This is a genomic window from Streptomyces xanthophaeus (genome assembly GCF_000725805.1).
In the GTDB taxonomy this organism is placed as follows: domain Bacteria; phylum Actinomycetota; class Actinomycetes; order Streptomycetales; family Streptomycetaceae; genus Streptomyces; species Streptomyces xanthophaeus.
The window spans coordinates 306,349-322,267 of sequence record NZ_JOFT01000017.1 but is presented as its reverse complement, the minus strand read 5'-3'; the positions used below and the strand labels follow the sequence as shown (position 1 = coordinate 322,267).

Genomic DNA, 15,919 nt, shown 5'->3' with positions numbered 1-15,919 from the left:
CACCGCCGTCAGCACGACGCGCCGCTTGTACCCCGGACAGCCCACGAGGTTCCGACAGCGCATGACTATCCCTGGGTGTCCCGGTACGTCCCGGGTCTACATCTTGTGATCGGCCAGAGGTCGGCTGAAAAGTGATCCCCTCGAAGGGGGGAGCGGGATGCACGGCCCGCGGGCGCTGTGCCATCCTGGAGGCGTCCGCACCGCTGGGGTGAGGTGTGGCCCCCGAAGTCTTTCGAGGCATTGGGGTAACCGGGTTCTGGTGATGCAGAACTTGAGACCGGGACGGAGTTGCTGCTCCTAGCGGTCACTGGCCTTCGGGTCGGCGTAGCCCTGATGCATGAAGGCCCGGAGCGTCCAACTCCGGGCCTTCTGCATGTGCAGAGGCCCCGCCGGGGAGCCGCTACGGCGGCATCGGAACCAACTGCTCGCCACTGAGCACCCACTGAGCACATGTCAGCGGGAAACCCCGGGATGTGTCGGGACGCGCAGGGACGTGAAACCACAGGTCAGTAGCGGTATTGCCGGTCATTGCCCCAGGTGCAAGATCACGGCATCCAAAGGACCGTCGTCTGGACCCTGCGCCCCAACGCGTAGCCGCCGGGACCGGCGAAGGCCCCCGCCCCCTCACGGGGCGGGGGCCTTCGTGCGTTCCGGCGCCCCTATTCGCAGGCCACGCCATCGCCGTCGCGGTCCAGGTGGCGTCCGTAGCCCGGGTCGCCGCGGCGTACGGGGGCGGCGCCGGCCGCGCGGGCCGCGGTGCAGTTCTTGTAGGAGACGCTGCCGCCGGTGGCGGAGGAACCGGAGGCGCCGCCTTCGTCGGGGTCCGGCCGGGGCGCGGCCTCCTGGGTCGGTTCGGGGGCCGGCGCCGGTGCGGGCGGCGGCGTGGGGCTCGCAGGCGCCTCAGGGGTCGGCGTGGAGCTGGGCGGGGGCGTCGGAGTCGGCGTCGGCGTGGGGCTCGGGGGTGCGACGGCCGCCGCGGTCACCGTGGCCGTCACGGTCACCGCGGGCAGCGGCTTCGCGTCGTCCTGCGGCTTCTTCGGGTCCGCGCCCATGGTGACGAGGACCAGGAACCACACCGAGGCCAGTGCCACGGTCACGATCCTCGCCGCCTTGCCCCAGCGGGCGACGAAGGCCAGCGCGGCCGCGACCGGCGGGAGGAAGAGCCCGACGGCGATCACCGTGGGTACGGCCCACGCGGGATTCCAGCGGCGGTCCTGGGGCTGCGCCGGAGGGTAGGGGTACGGCGGCTGGCCGGGCGACGGGTGCACGGGGGCTCCTGCAAGGGGATCGGAGTGCGCGTGGCACGGATTGCCATGAGCGCGCAGCGAGATTACATAGAATGTTGAATTCCGCTGCCTGGCGGCACACGGAGCGAGACGGCCCCCACCCCGCGCGCGCGGGTGCGGGCGCACCGGAAGGCGTGGGCCGCGCGGTCCTCGACGACAGGCCGGCCCCAGGGACATGCATAGACCTCCGGCCACTCCCGCGGGGGCAGAACGGCGCAATCCGCGGCGGCTTCTCGCGTGCGGCCCCGGCCGGATAGAGTCCCCGCACGACGATGGAGGGGGTACCCGTGGCCAAGGTCAACATCAGCCTCGATGCCGAGCTCGTGGTGGAAGTGATGGTCCTCGCCGGAGTCGGTTCGCCGCAGGACGCGGTGGAGGCCGTCGTACGGGACTACATCGCCCGCGGGCACCGCACGGAGGCGCGGGTCCCCCGCGACACCCCCTAGACCGGCAGGGAGGCGGCCTAGCCCGGCAGGGAGTTGCGGCGGGCGCCCCCGTGGGGGGGGGGGGGGGGGGGCCCGGCGCCCCCCCCCCCCCCCCCCCCACGCCGCAGGGAGCGCCCATGAACCAGGCCGTGTCCAGACGTTCGGCGATGCGGCTGCTCGCAGCGGTGGGCACGGTCCTCGGCACGGGCGGCTGCATGGCCACGGTGCCGCCCGACGCGGCCCTGCGCAGACCCCCGCCCCCGACCCCGACGGCCCCCGCGGGCGGCGCGGCCGGGCCCGGCCGCGCCGCCCGGATCGACTCCCTGCTGGAGCGGCTCTCCCTGGAGGAGAAGACCGCCCTGCTGCACGGCGCCCCCGACCCGGCCCCGCTGGGCCAGGCGGCCTACGTGCCCGGCGTGCCGCGGCTCGGGATCCCGGAGCTGCGGCTGGCCGACGGGCCCGCCGGCGTCCGGGTCGCGGCCACCGCCACCGCCCTGCCCGCGCCGGTCATGCTGGCCTGCGCCTTCGACCCGGCGCTGGCCCGCGAGTACGGCCGCGTCCTCGGCCGCGAGGGGCGTGCACTGGGCCAGGACGTCCTGCTGGCGCCCATGGCGAACCTCATCCGCACCCCGTACGCCGGGCGGAACTTCGAGACCTTCGCCGAGGACCCGCGCCTCACCGCGGACCTGGTCGCCGAGGTGGTCCGCGGGATCCAGGACGAGGGGCTCGCCGCAACCGTCAAGCACTTCGCCCTCGGCAACCAGGAGAAGGACCGCGACACCCTCGACGTGATCGCCGCCGAACAGACCCTGCACGAGACCGAACTACGGGGCTTCGAAGCCGCGGTGGCCGCCGGAGCCGGGGCGGTGATGGCCGCGTACAACAAGGTCAACGGGGTCCACGCCTGCGAGAGCGCACCGCTGCTCGGCGAACTGCTGCGGGACACCTGGGGGTTCGACGGCTGGGTGATGTCCGACCGGGACGCCACCCACAGCACGGTCGCCGCCATCGGCGCGGGCCTGGACATGGAGCTGCCGGGCGGCACCCACTTCGGGCGCCCGCTGCGCGAGGCGGTGCGCGCCGGTTCCGTACCCGAGGGGAGCGTCGACCTCGCCGTACGCCGCGTCCTCGCCACCCGGGACCGCCTCGGACTGCTGGCCGCCCGCCCCGCGCGGCGGCCCCCGCGCGACGCCGCGGCCGGGGCCCGCATCGCCCGCCAGGTGGCCACCGCGGGCGCGGTGCTGCTGCGCAACGAGCACGACACCCTGCCGCTGACCGGCGCCGCCGCCCGCTCGATCGCGGTGATCGGGCCCACCGGCCAGGTGCCCTTCGTCAGCGGTGGCGGCAGCGCGCACGTGGTCCCGGACGCCGCGGCCGCCCCGTTCGACGCCATCCGCCGCCGCGCGGGCAACGGCTCCACCGTGCGGTACGCCCTCGGCGAGGACCTGTACGGGCGGCCCCTGCCGCCCCGGCTGCTCACCCCTGCGGCCGCCCTGGACGACCGCAGGGTGGACGCCGGGCGCGCCTGGAGCCACGAGGGCGAGTTCCGCCTCGCGGCGGACGACGAGTGGACCCTGCTCGTCCACTACACCGGGCAGCGCCCGGGCGTACGTCTGGACGGGGAGGAGCTGTTCCCCGTCCAGCAGGGCGCGGCCGAGCAGTTCGCGGGCGGACTGCTCGGTACCGCGCCCGACGGGATGTCCGTCCGCCGCCGCACCCTCGCCCTCAAGGCGGGCACCCACCGGCTCTCCGTGAACGCGCAGGGCGGAGCCGGCGGCCAGCGCTTCCGGCTCCGGCACACCACCGGGGCGACCCGGGCCGCCGACCTCGCCGAGGCCGTGCGGGCCGCCCGGGCGGCCCGCAGCGTGGTGCTGTTCGCCTACGAGGACGCCACCGAGGGCCGCGACCGCACCTCCCTCGCCCTGCCGGGAGGACAGGAGCGGCTGATCGAGGCGGTCGCCGCCGTCAACCCGCGCACCACGGTCGTGCTCAACACCTCTTCGAGCACGACCATGCCGTGGCTGTCCCGTACCGGCGCCGTCCTGCAGATGTACTACCCGGGCCAGGAGGGCGCGGGCGCCACCGCCGGCATCCTCTTCGGGGACACGGACCCGGGCGGGCGGCTCACCCAGACCTTCCCGGCCGACGAGCGGTCGACCCCGGTCGGCGGGGACGTGCTGCGCTACCCGGGCGTGGGCGGCCGGCAGGAGTACGCCGAGGGCGTCCACGTCGGCCACCGCTGGTACGACGCCCAGCAGGTGGCCCCGCTGTTCCCCTTCGGGCACGGGCTCTCGTACACGACCTGGCAGTACGAGAAGCTCACGGTCCGGCCGGGCGGTGCCCGCGCGGACGGCGGCGGGCTGCGCGTGGAGTTCACCGTCCGCAACACCGGCCGTCGCAAGGGCACGGAGGTGGCCCAGGTCTACGTCGGCCCTTCCCCGGAGCTGAAGCTCGACCAGCCGGTGCGCGCCCTGGCCGGCTACCGGCGGCTCACCCTGGCGCCGGGCGAGGCGCAGCGGGTCACCGTGGACGTGGACGCGAGGGCGCTGTCGTCCTGGGACCCGGAGCAGCACGCCTGGGTCCTGGGCCGGGGACGCCGGGAGGTGTTCGCGGGCCGGTCCTCGCGCGAACTGCCACTGAAGTCAAAGGCGGTGGTGAGGAGCCGATAGGCTGCCCGTTCGGCGTGTCACAGGGGGCGCGCCGGGACGACTTTGGAGGACACACCGGTGCACATCCAGGAATGGCTGGAGACGATTCCGGCGGTCGCCATCTACCTCCTGGTGGGGCTGGTGATCGGGCTGGAGAGCCTGGGCATCCCGCTGCCGGGGGAGATCATCCTGGTCAGCTCGGCGCTGCTGGCCTCGCAGCACGGGGAGATCGACCCCGTGGTCCTCGGGATCTGCGCGATCACCGGGGCGATCGTGGGCGACTCGATCGGCTACGCGATCGGACGCCGGGGAGGCAAGCCCCTGCTGGAGCGGCTCGGGCGGCGCTTCCCCAAGCACTTCGGGCCGGACCAGGTGGCCATGGCGGAGCGCGCCTTCGACAAGTGGGGCATGTGGGCCGTCTTCTTCGGCCGCTTCGTGGCCCTGCTGCGGATCTTCGCCGGGCCGCTGGCGGGCGTGCTGCACATGCCGTACTGGCGGTTCCTCGTCGCGAACGTCTTCGGCGGGATCCTCTGGGCGGGCGGCACCACGGCCGTCATCTACTCGGTCGGCATCGTCGCGGAGCCGTGGCTGAAGCGGTTCTCCTGGATGGCGCTGCTGGTGGCCGTCCTGATCGGGCTCACGGTCACGCTGGTGCTGCGCAGCCGGATGAAGAAGGCCGCCGCGGCGGCGCGTCCGGCCGAGGAGCCGGTGCCGGTGGCCGTCGGCGACTGAGGCTCCGGCCCGCCGTCGAGGACGGCGGGCCGCGGCGCGTACGGGCAGCGCCATGCGCCCGTACCGGGTACCGGGTCTCAGACCTGCGGGGCCATCGCGGCGGCGTGCTGCTTGGCCAGCTCCACGTACATCGCGGCGTTCACCTTGATGCCCTCGCGCTCCTCGTCGGTCAGCGGGCGGCGCACCTTCGCCGGAACCCCGGCGACCAGGGAACCGGGCGGGACCACCATGCCCTGCGGGACCAGCGCCTGCGCGGCCACCAGCGAGCCGGCACCGATCACCGCGCCGTTCAGGACGGTCGCACCCATGCCGATCAGGCAGTCGTCCTCGACGGTGCAGCCGTGCACGACGGCGTTGTGGCCGATGGAGACGCGCTCACCGACGGACACCGGGAAGCCGGGGTCCACGTGGAGGGTGCAGTTGTCCTGCACGTTGCTGTCCGCGCCCAGGGTGATGGGGCCGCAGTCGGCGCGCAGCACCGCCGAGTACCAGATGCTCGCACCCGCCGCCAGGGTGACGTCGCCGACCACGACGGAAGTGGGCGCCGTGAAGGCCGTGGGGTCGATGTCCGGGGTCTTCCCGCCCACCGCTGCCACGAGGGCCGGGGCCGCCTGATGCGTCATGTCGCTCTACCTCTGTGCTTCGTCGTGGGGATGCCGCGCCTACCGGCACCGTAGAGCACGCGGCCCCCGGACCGGGTGATGGGGTGAACATCACAGGATCACCGCCCGGACGACCGTGGTGCGGCGCACTACCGTGGCCGGGTGCCGAAGAACCAGAACACGTTCTCATCTCTGACGGCCCTGCGCCGCAGGCTCGCGAACCGTGCCGTCCACGCCGGCTGGCGCTGGATGCAGCAGGCCGGAGCCGTCACCGCGCAGACCCCCGGGCGGCTGCGCTTCGGCGCGATCGGCTACGGCACCCGGCTCGCCTTCCCCCAGGGCACCGTCTTCGGCGAGCCCTGGATCCGGCTCGGCGACTACTGCATCATCGGCGAACAGGTGACCCTCACCGCCGGGATGATGCCGGACCTCGACCTCGGCGCCGAACCGGTGCTTGTGCTCGGCAACGGCGTGGTGATCGGCCGGGACAGCCACGTGATCGCCGACCACCGGATCACCATCGGGGACGACACCTTCTGCGGTCCGGGCGTCTACATCACCTCGACCAACCACAGCTACGACGACCCCCACCAGCCCGTCGGCAAGCAGTGGCCCCGCAGCGAGCCCGTGGAGATCGGCCCCGGCTGCTGGCTGGGCACGGGCGCGGTGATCCTCCCCGGGGCGCGGCTGGGCCGCAACGTGGTGGTGGCCGCGGGCGCCGTCGTACGGGGCGAGGTGCCCGACCATGCGGTGGTGGCGGGCGCCCCGGCGCGGATCGTACGGCGCTGGGAGCCCGAGACGGGCTGGCAGCCGCCGCTGCGCACCCCCGCCCCGGTCCCGATCCCGGACGGCATGACCCCGCAGCAACTGCGCGGCCTGGCAGAACTGGCGGAGGCCGAACAGGGCGAGCAGGCCCAGCAGGTCTAGCCGGCCTAGCCCGCCGCCAGGAGGGCCGTACCGGCCAGGGCCAGGCCGGCGCCCGCTGCCTGGACCGCGCGCAGGCGTTCCTTCAGTACGGCGAAGGCGGCGAGCGCGGTGATCACCGGGTACAGCGAGGACAGGACGGCGGCCAGGGTGACCGGGCCGTTCTGGGCGGCGACGGAGTAGGTGCCGTTCGCCGCGACGTCCGCGAGGCCGACGAAGGCCAGGGCGGGCAGCAGGGTCCACAGGATGCGCGGGCCCGTACCCGCCGGGAGGGCCGGGGTGCCGCGCCGGGTCCGGACCCACAGGGCGCCGCCGCCCACCGCCACGTTGGTGACCCGCTGTACGAACAGGGCCAGGAACAGCCCGGTCAGGGTGGTGGAGGCCTCGGCGATCAGGGCCATCACCGCGCCGAAGCCGAAGGCGGCGACGAGGGTGAGGACGACGGCCTGCCGCTGCACGGGCGCCCCGCGCAGTTCCGGGCCGCCCGCGAGGACGATGCCGACGACCGCCACCGCGATCCCCGCGAACTGGCCGGGACCGGGCCGTTCGCCCAGCAGCAGGCCCGCGGTGACCGGTACGACCACGCCGAGGGAGCCGAGCGGGGACACCACGCCCATCGGGCCGAGTGCCAGCGCCTTGTAGAAGCTGAGCATGGCCACCGGCCCGACCAGCCCCGCCGCGACGGCGAACCACAGCTGCGGCCCGGCCTCCCGCCAGGCGCCGGTGGCGACCACGAGGGCGCCGAGGACGACGACGGCGACCACCTGCGAGACGACCACCACGGTCAGGGCCGGTATCCGGCGGGTGAGCAGCCCGCCCCCGAAGTCGGCCAGGCCCCACAGCACGGCGGTGGCCAGGGCGAAGAGGGCGGTCATGCGGAGCCTCGCAGTGCGGTGCGGTGAACACTGCGGTGCAGCGTCGGACACCGTTCACGGTAGTTCACCGCTTCACCCCGCCGGACCCGGCTCCACGCCGCTGACCGGCACCGACGCGGCCGTCAGAGCGCCGGGATCTCGATCGCCGGGCAGCGGTCCATGACCATGGTCAGGCCCGCCTCCCGGGTCCGCTCGAAGGCGGCCTCGTCGATCACACCGAGCTGGAACCACACGGCCTCCGCGCCGATGGCCGCCGCCCGGTCGGCGACCGGACCCGCCAGCGCGCTGTTCACGAAGACGTCCACGACGTCCACCTTGAACGGGATCTCCTCCAGCGAGGCGTACCCGGGCTCCCCGTGCACGGTCTCCGCCTTGGGGTGCACCGGGACCACCCGCTTGCCGAACCCCTGCAGGACGCGCGCCACCCCGTACGCCGCCCGGTCCCGGTTGTTGGACAGGCCCACCACGGCCCAGGTGTCGCCGAGTTCGGTGAGGATCTTGCGGATGGTTGCCGGATCGCCGTACACGTGTGCCGCCTCCTGCGGGTATGGAGCTGCTCTGCTGCCGCGTACAACCGAAAGGACACATGTCCGATTCCCCGTAGGGTGGAGCGGTGAAGGCAGACCAGTACGTGACGGTGGCCCGTGAGGGCGTGCACGAGTCCGAGATCAACCGTTCGCGGTTCCTCTGCGCGCTCGCGCCCGCCGCGACCGAGCAGGAGGCGCAGGAGTTCGTCGCGCGCATCCGCAAGGAGCACCCCACCGCCTCGCACAACTGCTTCGCCTACGTCATCGGCGCCGACGCCGCGGTCCAGAAGGCCAGCGACGACGGCGAGCCCGGCGGCACCGCCGGGGTGCCCATGCTGCAGATGCTCATGCGGCGCGACGTCCGCTACGCCGTCGCCGTCGTCACGCGCTACTACGGCGGCGTCAAGCTCGGTGCGGGCGGTCTCATCCGGGCCTACGGGGGCGTGGTCGGCGAGGCCCTCGACGAGCTCGGCACCGTCACCCGGCGCCGCTACCGGCTGGCCACCGTCACCGTCGACCACCAGCGGGCCGGCAAGACCCAGAACGACCTGCGCTCCACCGGCCGGACCGTGGTGGACCTGCGCTACGGGGCGGCGGTGGAGATCGAGGTCGCCCTCCCGGAGGCGGAGCTGCCCGCCTTCGAGGCCTGGCTCGCCGACAGCACGGCGGGCAGCGCCACCCTCACCCTCGGCGGGGAGACGTACGCGCCCTGAGCGTCCTGGGGACGGGTTAGCGTAGAGGGGTTCAGCGAGCGGGAGACGACCAGGGGGAGACGGCATGTGCGGCGGGGCCGGCGAGTGAAGTTCCTGCACACCTCCGACTGGCACCTCGGCCGGTCCTTCCACCGCGTGAACCTGCTCGGCGCCCAGTCCGAGTTCGTCGACCACCTCGTCGAGACCGCCCGCGCGCACGAGGTCGACGCCGTCCTGATCGCCGGGGACGTCTACGACCGGGCCGTTCCCCCGCTGCCCGCCGTCGAGCTGTACGACCGGGCCCTGCACCGGCTCGCCGAGCTCGGCGTGCCCACCGTGCTGATCTCCGGCAACCACGACTCGGCCCGCCGTCTCGGTGTCGGGGCCGGGCTCATCGACCGCGCCGGGATCCACCTGCGGACCGACCCGGCCGGCTGCGCCGATCCCGTGGTGCTGGCCGACGTACACGGGGACGTGGCGCTGTACGGGCTGCCGTACCTGGAACCGGCCCTGGTCAAGGAGGAGTTCGGTGCGGCCGGGGTGAGCCACGAGGCAGTGCTGTCGGCGGCCATGGACCGGGTCCGGGCCGACCTGGCCACCCGCGCGCCGGGCACCCGCTCCGTGGTGCTGGCCCACGCCTTCGTCACCGGCGGCCAGGCCAGCGACAGCGAGCGCGACATCGCCGTCGGAGGCGTCGAGGCCGTGCCCGCCTCCGTCTTCGACGGGGTGGACTACGCCGCCCTCGGTCACCTCCACGGCTGCCAGACGATCAACGAACGGGTCCGCTACTCCGGTTCCCCGCTCGCCTACTCCTTCTCCGAGGACGGCCACCGCAAGACCGTGTGGCTGATCGAACTCGGCGCCGACGGGGAGATCACCACCGCCGAGCGGATCGACACCCCCGTCCCGCGGGCCCTCGCCCGCCTCCGCGGCCCCCTCGACGCCCTGCTGCAGGACCCGGCGTACGAGCCGTACGAGGACCGCTGGGTCGAGGCCACGCTCACCGACCCGGTCCGCCCCCAGGACCCCATGGCCCGCCTCGCCACCCGCTTCCCGCACACCCTCAGCCTCGCCTTCGACCCCGAGGGCCGCGAGGAGGACACCGGCGGGTCCTACGCGCAGCGCCTCAAGGGCCGCAGCGACCAGGAGATCGCCGAGGACTTCGTCGCCCACGTGCGCGGCGGCTCCGGCCACGCCGACGACGCAGAACGGGCCGTCCTCCAGGACGCCTTCGACGACGTACGGACCCAGGACAGCCGCCAGGAGACCCATCGATGAGGCTGCACCGGCTGACGATCACCGCCTTCGGGCCGTTCGCCGAACCCCAGGAGATCGATTTCGACGCGCTGTCCGGCGCCGGGATCTTCCTGCTGCACGGACCCACCGGTGCGGGGAAGACCTCCGTCCTGGACGCCGTCTGCTACGCCCTCTACGGATCGGTCCCCGGCCCGCGCCAGGCCCCCGGCACCAGCCTGCGCAGCGACCACGCGGCGGCCGAGACCCCCACCGAGGTCACCCTGGAGCTCACCGCGGGCGGCCGCAGGCTGGAGCTCACCCGCCGCCCCGAACAGGACCGTCCCAAGAAGCGCGGCACCGGCACCACCAAGGACAAGGCCCAGAGCTGGCTGCGCGAGCACACCGGCGAGGGCTGGGCCGCCCTCAGCCGCTCGCACCAGGAGATCGGCGAGGAGATCGAGCAGCTGCTCGGCATGAGCCGCGAGCAGTTCTGCCAGGTCGTGCTCCTGCCGCAGGGGGAGTTCGCCCGCTTCCTGCGGGCCGACGAGGCCGCCCGCGGCCGACTGCTCGGCCGGCTCTTCGACACCCGCCGCTTCGCCGCCGTCGAGGCCCTCCTCGGCGAACGCCGCCGGGCCGCCGAGGCCAAGGTGCGGGCCGGCGACGAGAAGGTGCTGCACACCGCCCAGCGCCTCGCCCAGGCCTGTGGCGACAGCGCCGACCTGCGGGCCTGGCCGCTGCCCGGCCACCAGCCCGGCGATCCCGGGCTCGCCGCGGCCGTCCGGGCCTGGGCGGCCGTCGCGCGCTGCTCCGCCCGGGAACGCCTCACGGTCGCCGAGTACGCGCTGGCCGCCGTCGAGAGCCGGCACGCGGCCGCCCGCCGGGCCGCCGAGGACGCCCGCGAACTCGACCGGCTCCAGCGCCGTCACGCCGAGACCGCCCGGCGCGCCGCCCTGCTCGACGAGGCCGCGCCCGACCGGGAGCGGGTGCGCGGCCTGCTGGACCGGGCCCGGCGGGGCGCCCTGGTGGCACCCGCCCTGGAACTGCGCGGCGCGGCCTCCGCCGCCCACCTGGCCGCCGCACACGCGGAGACGGCCGCCCGGGCCGAACTGCCGCCCGCCCTCGCCGAGGCGGGCACCGCGCAACTGGCCTCCGTCGAGCAGCGGCTGCGCGAGGACCTGGGCGCCCTGGGCGCCGCCCGCCGGGCCGAGCAGCGCAGCGCAGAGATCGGCCGCGAGCGCGCCGACCTGGAGCGCGAGGCCCGCGCGGCCGAGGAACAGCACCAGGAGTCCGCCGAGTGGCTGGCCCGTTGGGAAGCCACCCGCTCGGCCCTCCAGGAGCGCGCCGACGCCGCCCAGCAGGCCGCCACCCTCGCCGAGCAGCTCGCCGGACGGCTCGAACCGGCCCGGCTGCACCTGAACGCCGCCCGGCGGCGGGACGCGCTGGCCGCCGACGCGGAGCGCGCCTCGGGCGAACTGCTCTCCGTACGCGAGGAGTCCGCCGCCGCACGCGAGCGCTGGCTGGAGCTGAAGGAGGCCCGGCTGCGCGGGATCGCCGCCGAACTCGCCGAGGCGCTGGAGCCGGGCGAGGCCTGCGCGGTGTGCGGTTCCGCGGAACATCCCGCCCCGGCCCGCCCGGCGCCCGGCCACGTGGACCGGGCCGCCGAGGACGCCGCCCACGCCGCCTTCGAACGGGCCGAGGAGGCACGGGCCGCCGTGGAGCGCCGCCTCGCCGCGGTCGAGGAGGCCCGTACCGAGGCCGCGGCCGCCGCCGGGGACGCCACCACCGCCGAACTCCTCGACCTGACCTCGGACCTGAGCTCCCGGCACGCCGCCGCCCACGCCGCGGCGGCCGGGCTGCACACCGCGCGCGAGCGGCTCGCCCGCGCCGAACGGGAGCACGCCGCGCGCAGCGCCGACCGGCTCGACTCCGAGCGGCGGGTCGCCGCCAGGGCGTCGCGCCGCGAGGCCCTGGACCGGGAACAGGCCTCGCTGGAGACCGAACTGGCCCGCGTACGGGGTGACGCCCCCACCGTCGCGGCCCGTGCCCGCACCCTGGAGGACCGCGTCCGGATGGTCTCGGGTGCCGCGGCCGCGCTGCGCCGGGCCGAGACCACCGCCGCCCGGCTGAAGGAGGCGGACGACCAGCTCGCCGACGCCGCCTTCCGGGCCGGCTTCGACACCGTCGAGGCCGCCTCCGACGCCGTCCTGCCCGAGTACGAACGCACTGCCCTCCAGCACCGGATGGACGCCTGGCAGGCGGAGGAGGCCACGCTGGCGGACCGCCGCGCCGAGGCCGGCACCGCCGAGGCCGCGGCCCTGCCCCCGGCCGAACCGGACCGGGCCGAGGCGTACGCGGCCACGGCCGCCGCGAAGCTCCGTACGGCCGGCTCGGCCTTCGACGCGGCCCGGGTGCGCTGCGCGGAGCTCGACCGGCTCTCGCGCCAGGCGGAACAGGAGCTGCGGGCGCTCGGCCCGCTGCGGGAGGCCTACGACCGGGTGGCCCGGCTGGCCGGACTCACCGCGGGCACCTCCGCCGACAACGAGCGCAAGATGCGGCTGGAGGCGTACGTACTGGCGGCCCGCCTGGAGCAGGTCGCCGCGGCGGCGACGGTACGCCTGCTGCGCATGTCAGGCGGCCGCTACACCCTGGTCCACTCCGACGCACGGGCGGGCGGACGGGGCCGTTCCGGCCTCGGTCTGCACGTGGTCGACGCCTGGACCGGGAGCGAGCGCGACACCGCCACCCTGTCGGGCGGCGAGACCTTCTTCGCCTCCCTCGCCCTCGCCCTCGGCCTCGCCGACGTGGTGACCGACGAGGCGGGCGGCATGCGGCTGGACACCCTTTTCATCGACGAGGGCTTCGGGAGCCTCGACGACCAGGCCCTGGACGAGGTGCTGGACGTGCTGGACTCGCTGCGCGAGCGCGACCGCAGCGTCGGCATCGTCAGCCACGTCGCCGACCTGAGGTCCCGGGTCCAGGCCCAGCTGGAGATCGTCAAGCAGCGCGGCGGCTCCGTGGTGCGCCACCGTACGGCCGCGCTCACGGACTGAGCGGGCGCCTGCCGAGCGGGGACGAGTAGACGATGCTCGTGGTCACCGGGCCGAGCCCGGAGATCCGGCCGGTGACCTCCTCCAGGTGTGCCATCGAACGGGCGGCGACCTTGAGGACGAAGCAGTCGTCGCCGGTGACGTGGTGGGCCTCCAGGATCTCGGAGGTGGAGTCCAGGAAGTCGTGGAACGGCTTGTAGTTGCCGTGCGGGTAGCGCAGGCGCACCAGCGCGAGGATCGACTTGCCCAGCTTCTCGTGGTCGACCACGGCCGTGTATCCGGTGATGACCCCGCACTCCTCCAGGCGGCGCACCCGCTCGGTGACGGCGCTGGCGGACATGGACACGGCACGGGCCAGCTCGGTGAAGCTGGCGCGTCCGTCCTGCTGGAGGACCTCAAGGATCCGCCAGTCGGTGGCGTCAGGGGAATATGCGGTCATCTCGCATGTCTAGCAGTGGAATCCCCGGAGCGACAGGGAGAAGGCCGGGGAAAGTCACTTCTCCCGAAGATCAACAGATCGTAGATTCTGAGTCATGACGACGAACCGGAACACCGCCGCCGCCCCTGCCGCCACCACCGGCGCCGCCGCCCCGGCCACCGTGAACCCCGTGCTCCGGGTGCCCCCGGCCTCCCCGGCCGCGGCCGCCGCGTACTTCGCCGCGAGCCTGGCCTTCCATGCGGACGTGTCCGACGTCGCCGCCGCCTTCAAGGCCCACCGCGAGGAGGGCGCCGAGCTCGGCTTCCAGCTGGTCGACTCCCGCTCCACCCCGTCCTGGGACCAGGCCCACGTGCCCGGCGCCGTCCACCTGCCCACCGCCCTCGTCCCCGAACAGGCGGAGCGGCTCCTGGACAAGGACGTGCCCGTGGTCACGTACTGCTGGGGCCCCGGCTGCAACGGCGGCACCCGCTCCGCCCTGGCCCTCGCCGAACTCGGCTTCCAGGTCAAGGAGATGCTCGGCGGGATCGAGTACTGGATCCGCGAGGGCTTCGAGGTCGAGACCTGGCAGGGCACGGAGCGGCGCGCGGAGGCCGACCCGCTGACCGCCCCCACCGACTCGGACGACTGCGGCTGCTGAACCGAGGCCCCCTCGCACGCGTACGGGCCGCCCTCCCCCTCGGGGGAACGGGCGGCCCGTACGAGGTGGACGCGCGGGGTCAGAGCTTCGAGAGCTCGTCCACCAGGTCGTCCAGCCCCAGCGAACCCTGCGACAGCGCCGCCATGTGCCAGGCCTTCAGGTCGAAGGACTCACCGTGCGCGGCGCGGGCGTTGTCCCGGCCCAGCAGCCAGGCGCGCTCACCGAGCTTGTACCCGATGGCCTGCCCCGGCATCGACAGGTAGCGCGTCAGCTCGCTCACGATGAAGTCCGCCGGGCGCCCGCTGTGCAGCCCGAAGAACTCCTGCGCCAGGTCGACCGTCCACCGCTCGCCCGGGTGGAACGGCGAGTCCGCCGGGATCTCCAGGCCCAGGTGCATGCCGATGTCCACGATCACCCGCGCGGCACGCATCATCTGGCAGTCCAGGTAACCCAGGCGCTGCTCCGCGTCCTTGAGGTAGCCCAGCTCGTCCATCAGACGCTCCGCGTACAGGGCCCAGCCCTCGACGTTCGCGCTGACGAGGCCGACGCTGGCCTGGTAGCGGGAGAGCTGGTCCGCCACGTGCGCCCACTGCGCGAGCTGGAGGTGGTGGCCCGGAACGCCCTCGTGGTACCAGGTGGAGACCAGGTCGTACACCGGGAAGCGGGTCTGGCCCATGGTCGGCAGCCAGGTGCGGCCCGGCCGGGAGAAGTCCTCCGACGGGTTGGTGTAGTACGGAGCGGCCGCGCCGCCCGAGGGGGCGATCATGGACTCGACCCGCTTGACCCGCTCGGCGAGTTCGAAGTGGGTGCCGTCGAGGTTCTCGATGGCCTCGTCCATCAGGCCCTGCAGCCACGCCCGGACCTCGTCGACCCCCTCGATGTGGGTGCCGTTCTCGTCCAGGTGGCGCAGCGCCTCCCAGGGCCCGGCCCCCGGCAGGATCTTGGCCGCCTCCGCCTTCATCTCGCCCAGCAGCCGGTGGTACTCCGACCAGCCGTACGCGTACGCCTCGTCCAGGTCCAGGTCGGTGCCGTTGAAGTAGCGCGACCAGCGGGCGTAGCGCTCGCGGCCCACCGTGTCCGGCGCGTCCGCGACGGCCGGGGCGTACACGTCGCGCATCCAGTCGCGGAGCTCCACGACCGCCGCCGTGGCCGTGGCCGCGGCCTCGTCCAGTTCCGCGCGCAGCGACTCGGGTCCCGCGGCGGCGAAGGAGCCGTAGAAGTCGCGCGCCCCGTCGTCGTCCTGGCCGGCCCAGGTGGTGAGCTGCTCGATGAAGGTGGCAGCCGGGCGCGGCGCACCGTACAGGCCCCGCTCCAGGCCGAGCGCGAGGCTCTCGCGGTAGCCGGCGTACGAGGCCGGTACGGCGCGCAGCCGCTCGGCGATCGCGGCCCAGTCCTCGTCCGTGTCGGCGGGGGTCAGGGTGAAGACCTCGCGGACGGAATGGGCCGGGGAGTGGATGTTGCTGACGGCGCGCAGGTGCTCGTCGGCCTCGTGCACCGCGAGCTCGGCGTTCAGCCGCTCGCGCAGCAGCCGGCCACAGCGGCGCTCGGCGTCGCTGTCCGCGCCGGGCAGCTGCTCGGCGGCGTCGAGGCGGGCGAGGGTGGTCCGCGCCAGCCCGGCCATCGCCGCGGCGCCCGCGGGGGAGAAGTCCGGGAGCTTGCTGGAGCTCGCGGCGACACCGAGGAAGGTGCCCGCGATGGGGTCGAGGGCGATGAGGTCGTCGACGTAGGCGTCGGCCACCTGGCGGGGCAGCCGGGTGGCGCTGCCACCCTGGAGGATCTCTGACATGGGGCCATCTTCGTACGGCCGGGCGCTCCCGTCATCACCGTTTACTGTCAACCTGCTGACCTG

Annotated in this window: 14 protein-coding genes; 8 read left to right on the top strand and 6 right to left on the bottom strand. The window is 74.4% G+C overall.

What is annotated here, in order from left to right; translation table 11 throughout:
• Positions 1-659: 659 nt before the first annotated feature.
• Entirely contained in the window at positions 660-1,268 is a 609-nt protein-coding gene (locus IO30_RS46890; RefSeq protein WP_237403307.1) for an excalibur calcium-binding domain-containing protein, read from the bottom strand.
• 305 nt (positions 1,269-1,573) lie between these two features.
• On the opposite strand from IO30_RS46890, the gene IO30_RS43300 reads away from it, so the two are divergent.
• From IO30_RS43300 to IO30_RS0112100, 3 genes are all read left to right on the top strand, one after another.
• Entirely contained in the window at positions 1,574-1,732 is a 159-nt protein-coding gene (locus tag IO30_RS43300) for a type II toxin-antitoxin system VapB family antitoxin (protein WP_078904642.1), read from the top strand.
• 116 nt (positions 1,733-1,848) lie between these two features.
• Positions 1,849-4,380 (top strand): beta-glucosidase, encoded by a 2,532-nt coding sequence (locus tag IO30_RS0112105; RefSeq protein ID WP_031142148.1) that lies wholly within the window; start codon positions 1,849-1,851, stop codon positions 4,378-4,380.
• Between the two features lie 57 nt (positions 4,381-4,437).
• Positions 4,438-5,091 (top strand): DedA family protein, encoded by a 654-nt coding sequence (locus IO30_RS0112100; RefSeq protein ID WP_031142146.1) that lies wholly within the window; start codon positions 4,438-4,440, stop codon positions 5,089-5,091.
• Between the two features lie 77 nt (positions 5,092-5,168).
• On the opposite strand, the gene IO30_RS0112095 is transcribed toward IO30_RS0112100, so the two are convergent.
• A complete protein-coding gene (locus IO30_RS0112095) occupies positions 5,169-5,714 on the bottom strand; it encodes a gamma carbonic anhydrase family protein (protein WP_031142144.1) in 546 nt (181 codons plus the stop codon).
• Positions 5,715-5,855: 141 nt separating this feature from the next.
• Here IO30_RS0112095 and IO30_RS0112090 point away from each other — a divergent pair, with 141 nt between their 5' ends.
• Positions 5,856-6,620, top strand: a complete 765-nt coding sequence (locus IO30_RS0112090; RefSeq protein WP_031142143.1) for an acyltransferase — start codon at positions 5,856-5,858, stop codon at positions 6,618-6,620.
• 5 nt (positions 6,621-6,625) lie between these two features.
• On the opposite strand, the gene IO30_RS0112085 is transcribed toward IO30_RS0112090, so the two are convergent.
• Together IO30_RS0112085 and IO30_RS0112080 are read right to left on the bottom strand one after the other, a co-directional pair.
• A complete protein-coding gene (locus tag IO30_RS0112085; protein ID WP_031142141.1) occupies positions 6,626-7,492 on the bottom strand; it encodes a DMT family transporter in 867 nt (288 codons plus the stop codon).
• 122 nt (positions 7,493-7,614) lie between these two features.
• On the bottom strand, positions 7,615-8,019 hold the full coding sequence (locus tag IO30_RS0112080; RefSeq protein ID WP_031142139.1) for a CoA-binding protein: 405 nt from the start codon (positions 8,017-8,019) through the stop codon (positions 7,615-7,617).
• An 86-nt stretch (positions 8,020-8,105) separates the two neighbouring features.
• Here IO30_RS0112080 and IO30_RS0112075 point away from each other — a divergent pair, with 86 nt between their 5' ends.
• The 3 genes from IO30_RS0112075 to IO30_RS0112065 all read left to right on the top strand — a co-directional run bounded on the left by IO30_RS0112075 (position 8,106) and on the right by IO30_RS0112065 (position 12,997).
• Positions 8,106-8,732, top strand: a complete 627-nt coding sequence (locus IO30_RS0112075; protein ID WP_031142138.1) for a YigZ family protein — start codon at positions 8,106-8,108, stop codon at positions 8,730-8,732.
• An 84-nt stretch (positions 8,733-8,816) separates the two neighbouring features.
• Positions 8,817-9,989 (top strand): exonuclease SbcCD subunit D, encoded by a 1,173-nt coding sequence (locus IO30_RS0112070; protein WP_031142135.1) that lies wholly within the window; start codon positions 8,817-8,819, stop codon positions 9,987-9,989.
• Positions 9,986-12,997: an AAA family ATPase gene (locus IO30_RS0112065; RefSeq protein ID WP_031142134.1), complete on the top strand. Its 3,012-nt coding sequence runs from the start codon at positions 9,986-9,988 to the stop codon at positions 12,995-12,997. Before IO30_RS0112070 ends, IO30_RS0112065 begins: the two co-directional genes overlap by 4 nt.
• On the opposite strand, the gene IO30_RS0112060 is transcribed toward IO30_RS0112065, so the two are convergent.
• On the bottom strand, positions 12,987-13,433 hold the full coding sequence (locus IO30_RS0112060; protein ID WP_031142132.1) for an Lrp/AsnC family transcriptional regulator: 447 nt from the start codon (positions 13,431-13,433) through the stop codon (positions 12,987-12,989). The two genes, IO30_RS0112065 and IO30_RS0112060, sit on opposite strands and share 11 nt — an antisense overlap.
• Before the next feature lie 94 nt (positions 13,434-13,527).
• On the opposite strand from IO30_RS0112060, the gene IO30_RS0112055 reads away from it, so the two are divergent.
• Positions 13,528-14,070 carry a rhodanese-like domain-containing protein gene (locus IO30_RS0112055; protein WP_031142131.1) on the top strand — a complete coding sequence of 181 codons (543 nt, stop codon included), beginning with the start codon at positions 13,528-13,530 and terminating at the stop codon, positions 14,068-14,070.
• A gap of 79 nt (positions 14,071-14,149) precedes the next feature.
• Here IO30_RS0112055 and IO30_RS0112050 read toward each other — a convergent pair whose 3' ends face one another.
• Positions 14,150-15,856 carry a DUF885 domain-containing protein gene (locus IO30_RS0112050; protein WP_031142130.1) on the bottom strand — a complete coding sequence of 569 codons (1,707 nt, stop codon included), beginning with the start codon at positions 15,854-15,856 and terminating at the stop codon, positions 14,150-14,152.
• Positions 15,857-15,919: the final 63 nt, after the last annotated feature.

Bases quoted from the DNA above. Each gene is read 5' to 3' on its own strand.
- IO30_RS0112055 (WP_031142131.1), top strand. From the start codon at position 13,528: ATGACGACGAACCGGAACACCGCCGCCGCCCCTGCCGCCACCACCGGC.
- IO30_RS0112060 (WP_031142132.1), bottom strand. From the start codon at position 13,433: ATGACCGCATATTCCCCTGACGCCACCGACTGGCGGATCCTTGAGGTC.
- IO30_RS0112065 (WP_031142134.1), top strand. From the start codon at position 9,986: ATGAGGCTGCACCGGCTGACGATCACCGCCTTCGGGCCGTTCGCCGAA.
- IO30_RS0112095 (WP_031142144.1), bottom strand. From the start codon at position 5,714: ATGACGCATCAGGCGGCCCCGGCCCTCGTGGCAGCGGTGGGCGGGAAG.
- IO30_RS0112085 (WP_031142141.1), bottom strand. From the start codon at position 7,492: ATGACCGCCCTCTTCGCCCTGGCCACCGCCGTGCTGTGGGGCCTGGCC.
- IO30_RS0112105 (WP_031142148.1), top strand. From the start codon at position 1,849: ATGAACCAGGCCGTGTCCAGACGTTCGGCGATGCGGCTGCTCGCAGCG.
- IO30_RS0112050 (WP_031142130.1), bottom strand. From the start codon at position 15,856: ATGTCAGAGATCCTCCAGGGTGGCAGCGCCACCCGGCTGCCCCGCCAG.